Source organism: Spirulina subsalsa CS-330 (assembly GCF_028330765.1).
GTDB lineage: Bacteria > Cyanobacteriota > Cyanobacteriia > Cyanobacteriales > Spirulinaceae > Spirulina > Spirulina subsalsa_A.
In genome coordinates, this window is record NZ_JAQMTY010000232.1 from 1 (window position 1) to 4,622 (window position 4,622).

A 4,622-nucleotide genomic window follows, 5' to 3' on the forward strand; every position below is an offset into this window, starting at 1 on the left:
GATTAACTGCGTGCGATCGCTGAAATATCCGTGCTTGGTGCGTTACGCTGCGCTAACAGCACCCTACTTAATGCCTTACTTTAGCCGTGTCAATCCAGTAGGGTGGGTTAGGCGGCTTAAAATCTCGCCATCAATGCAATCCAGCAATCCGCCGTAACCCACCGATTAACGTGTGCCGTGACACGTCTGAAGTTATGCAATGACTGCGTGCGATCGCTGAAATATCCGTGCTTGGTGCGTTACGCTGCGCTAACAGCACCCTACTTAATGCCTTACTTTAGCCGTGTCAATCCAGTAGGGTGGGTTAGGTGGCTTAAAATTGCGCTATCACTGCAATCCAGCAATCCGCCGTAACCCACCGATTAACGTGTGCCGTGGTACTAGGGCGATAGGGGCGGGGTTATTTCGCCTCCATCCAGTTTGCGCCGGCGTGGATGTCTACGTTGAGGGGAACCTCTAGGGTTAACGCGGCGGCCATGACGGAGCGGATTAGGGGTTCGAGGCTGTCCCATTCGTCGGGGGGAACTTCGAGGACAAGTTCATCATGGACTTGGAGGAGGAGGTTGGCGCGGTAGGGTTCGAGGGCGCGATGGAGGTTGACCATGGCGATTTTGATGATGTCGGCGCTGGAGCCTTGGATCGGGGCGTTGGCGGCGGCGCGGAGCAGTTGAGAATCACCCAGGGACAGGCGTTTGAGGGACTCTAGATCGATCGCATCGGGATCGCTGCCCCGGAGGGCGGTGACAGAGCGATCGCCAAAATTAAAATAGCGTCGCCGTTTGAGGAGGGTTTCCACATAACCGAGGGCGATCGCTTGGCGTTTTTGGCGTTCTAAATAGGCGAAAACCTGGGCATAGCGATCGCGATAACGGTCGATAAACTCGCGCCCCTCCGTCGCACTCACCCCCGCTTCGCGCGCAAACCGCTGCGCCCCCATGCCATAAATCACCCCAAAATTAATCGTTTTCCCCAACCGCCGCTGATCGGGGGTCACCTCGTCCGTGTCAAACAGGAGCCGCGCCGTGACCGCATGGACATCATCGCCGCGTTGGTAAGCATCGAGGAGGATCGGTTCTTGGCTGAGGTGGGCGAGGATGCGCAGTTCGATTTGGGAATAGTCCGCCGCGACGAGGAGCCAGCCCTCACGGGGGAGGAAGGCTTGGCGAATTTGGCGGGAAAATTCGCTGCGGATCGGGATGTTTTGCAGGTTGGGGTTAGAGGAAGAGAGCCGCCCGGTACTGGTGACGGCTTGGTTAAAGTCGGTATGGATGCGATCGCTCTCCGGGTTCACCAACAGGGGCAACGCATCCACATAGGTAGACTTCAACTTTGACAAGGTGCGATAGTTCAAAATGCAATCAATCACCGGATGATCCCCCTGCAATTTTTCCAAGGTGGCGTGATCCGTGGAATATCCGGTTTTCGTTTTCCGACTTTTGCGGGTACTTAAGCCCAAGGTTTCAAATAATAGTTGGCTCAGTTGTTTCGGCGATCCTAAGTTAAACTCTTCTCCCGCATCCTCGTAGGCTTGGGTTTCAATGGCGGCGAGTTGGTGGGCTAACTGGTCGGAGAGGGTTTTTAAATAGTCTTGATTGATACGAATTCCCAGGGATTCCATATCAGACAAAACCCGTTCTAGGGGTAATTCCACCTGATCAAACAGTTTTTCCAGTTCCGGAAGGTGCTGTAATTCCGCTCGCAACGGTTCCACCAGGTGATAGGTGGCGTAGGCATCTAAACCGCAATAAATCGCGATTTTCTCGATGGGTTGATCGGCAATGGTTTGACCTTTGGGAATCTTGAGATCGCTATAATGTTGGGCTTCAATATCGCCTAGATAGCGGCGGGAAAGGGCCGTTAAATTATGTTCACTATCGGGACGTAGCACATAACTCGCCAACATTGGATCAAAGACAACGCCGTTTAATTCCAGGCCATGATGTTTCAAAACAAGGCGGTCAAATTTGGCGTTTTGGAAGACTTTCGGATAGTCGGCGCTGGTGAGGATGGGGGCGAGGTGCGATCGCACCCGATCCCAGCGTAATTGTTCGCCCTGGGTGTGGCCGACGGGAATATAGGCGACCTGATCCGGGTCGGTTCCCCAGCAACAGCCCAGGCCGACGAGGTGGGCGGTGTAGGTGTCGAGTCCGGTGGTTTCGGTGTCCCAGGCGACGGGGTGGGCGGGGTCGGTGCAGGTGTGGAGTGTGGTGATCAGGGCGGCGAGTTTGGTGTCGCTGTTGATGATCTGGGGGGTAATGGCGGCAGGTTGAACCGCTTGGGCGGCTTGGGTTTCGGCGTAGGTAAAAAAGGTGATGTCGTCCGCCGTGGGGCTGGGGTCAGTGCTGCCGAATTGCTGCTGCCATTGGTCGAACTGTTGAGCGAGTTGGTTGAGTTCGAGGCGTTGGAGTTCAGGGAGAATCCTGTCGCGATCGAGGCTGGGGAGGGTGAGGTCGGGAAGGGTGACGCTGAGGGGTACAGCTTGGTTGATGGTGGCCAGTTGTTGGGAGAGGAAGGCGTTGGCGCGATCGCGCTCTAGTCGCCCCTGCACCGCCCCGGTGATTTCGTCGAGATGGTCATAGACCGCCGTGAGGGTGTCGTACTGGGCAAGTAGCTTCTGGGCGGTTTTTTCCCCCACGCCCAACACCCCCGGAATATCATCGGATTTATCACCACAGAGGGCTTTGTAGTCGATCACCTGATCGGGACGTACCCCGAATTTTTCGCGCACGAGGGCTTCGTTGTATTCCGTGGCTCCGGCGATGCTGCTTTTTGTGAATCGGTGTTCAAAGTAGAGGATGCTGATCGCGGCGGGATCATCCACGAGTTGGAATAGATCGCGATCGCCACTGAGAATTTTCACCCCCACCCCGGCCGCTTTGCCCTGCCGTGCTAGGGTTCCCAAAATATCATCCGCCTCGTAGCCCGCTTGGGTGAGCACCGGAATCTGCATCAGGGCAAGGAGGGCTTGGAGATTTTCGAGATCGGGGCGGAAGTCGTCCGGGGGGGGCTTGCGGCTGCCTTTGTACTGGTTGTAGAGTTCGTGGCGAAAGGTGGGTTCTCTGCGGTCGAAGGCGATCGCTAAATAGTCCGGTTGATGGGCCTGCATCGTCTGCAAGAGGGCTTTGAGGAACCCAAAACAGACATTGGTGGGGATGCCGCTCGCCGTGCGGAGGCCGCCGCTACTACTTTTTGCAAAGGCGTAGTAGGAGCGAAAGGCGAGGGAATGGCCATCAATGAGCAGGAGCGTGGAGGAGGTCAAGGCACGATTTGGATCAAGAACACCCATTTATCCTAAGCGATCGCGCTGCCTTCTCTTGTTAGAATCCGCTGCGGGATTTCCGCTTAGCCATCCACTTGCTCAATCCAGTTGCGGCACTTGTGCCACACTTCAAGCTCAGATTTCCATTTTTCCATCTCAATGCGGAGGCGAGTGGGGTCCCCTACATAGGTATCGAGGATGCACTTGCGTTTCTCGATTTTGGTCTCAAGGGTTGAGGTTTCTTGAGCGATCGCATGTTGAATCTCGGCAAGTTTCATGGCAGGGAGGACTGTACTGGGTAGGGTAATTGTTACAAATTTGTTAAATTAAATCACAGAATAGCATCAAAACTTGGTCTAAAGTGCAAGGCTCTTTGAGATCGTTCCAGAGCGTATCATTGACCAAGCTAGCCCCCATTGCCCCCAGTCGCTCGGTTCCCCATTCCCCGATTTTCACCTGTTGAGCACCGTTTATCATCCATTCAACGACTATCCTACTCGCTGACTATCATCACTATGTTTTTCATCCGACGTTGCGCGATCGCCCTCTCTTGTGGAGTGCTCCTCCAAGGCATAGCTGATCCGGCCCGCGCCCAGCTAGAGCGTGAGCCGTCCCGACCTGTTGCCCAAATCCCCGCCCAGAATTCGGGGTTATCCGTGGTTGAGTACAAAGTCGTTCAGGAGTTAAACCGGGCCCGCTCCAATCCTCAACGGTATGCCCAATGGCTCGCCACCCTCCGCGCCTACTATAGCGACAATCAACTCATCTTTCCCGGTGAAGACCCGATCACCCTCGCCGAAGGGGTGGAAGCCCTCGATGAAGCGATCGCCGTCCTCCAAACCTTTCGCCCCGCACTGCCCCTGGATGTGTCCCCCAGTCTGAGCGATGCCTCCGCCTCCGCCCTCAGCGCCGCCATGACCGGCACAATCCTCGCTAACAATGCCACCACCTTCACCCAAAGCATCGGCGGCACGCCCAGCCCCCTCCTCCTCGTGGCTCGTTTACTCGTTGATGACGGTCAAGGCGATCGCCCCCGCCGCCAAGCCCTTTTTAATCCTGCCTATCGTAGTGTTGGCGTGGCCTGTGGTGTAGAAAGTGGCTCAACGGCCCAAACCTGCGTGATTAGCTATGCCGGATCAGCCAGCGATCGCATTCCCACCCAAATCACCGCACTCCCTCCCGTAACGCCCCAAGTTCCCGAAACCCCTGAAACGCCCGAAACCCCTGAAATTCCTGAAGTTCCTGAAATTCCTGAAGTTCCTGAAACCCCTGAAATTCCCGTAACGCCCCAAGTTCCTGAAACGCCTGAAGTTCCTGAAACGCCTGAAGTTCCTGAAACGCCTGAAGTTCCTGAAACCCCCGA

3 protein-coding genes are annotated in these 4,622 nt (G+C 55.7%); 1 reads left to right on the forward strand and 2 read right to left on the reverse strand.

Translation table 11 applies throughout. The features are described from left to right. Window positions 1-400 precede the first annotated feature (400 nt). Both polA and PN477_RS16100 read right to left on the reverse strand, forming a co-directional pair. Complete coding sequence (gene polA, locus PN477_RS16095) at window positions 401-3,286, reverse strand: DNA polymerase I (protein WP_272117489.1); 2,886 nt, start codon at window positions 3,284-3,286, stop codon at window positions 401-403. Between the two features lie 56 nt (window positions 3,287-3,342). Continuing rightward, on the reverse strand, window positions 3,343-3,537 hold the full coding sequence (locus PN477_RS16100; RefSeq protein ID WP_072620104.1) for a hypothetical protein: 195 nt from the start codon (window positions 3,535-3,537) through the stop codon (window positions 3,343-3,345). Window positions 3,538-3,774: 237 nt separating this feature from the next. Between PN477_RS16100 and PN477_RS16105 the strand changes: the two genes are divergently transcribed. Continuing rightward, the coding region (locus PN477_RS16105) for a hypothetical protein (protein ID WP_272147450.1) at window positions 3,775-4,622 on the forward strand (848 nt) is incomplete at its 3' end.